We start from the raw sequence: 237 nt of genomic DNA on the forward strand, positions 1-237 counted from the left end.
GCATTACGATTTTCAGTTCGCATTCATCTTCCAGCACCTGGATCAGTTGCTGGTCGGCGCACTGCTCACCATACGGCTGAGCGCGCTGTCGATGATCTGCGGTTTGGCCGTCGGCATTTTCGGCGCCATCATTTCCATCCACGGCAGCGCACCGGCGCGGCTGGCGGTCACCTCCTATGTCGAGCTGATCCGCAGTACGCCGTTCCTGGTGCAGTTGTTCATCATCTTCTTCGGCCT

1 protein-coding gene is annotated in these 237 nt (G+C 58.6%); it reads left to right on the forward strand.

Annotated features, from left to right (window positions below; genetic code table 11):
- Window positions 1–237, forward strand: a 237-nt coding sequence (locus ACZ3HG_RS24820; RefSeq protein ID WP_465335200.1) for an ABC transporter permease subunit, incomplete at both ends; no start/stop codon positions are given.

It is taken from the genome of Erwinia sp. PME.40.26/001, assembly GCF_055556675.1.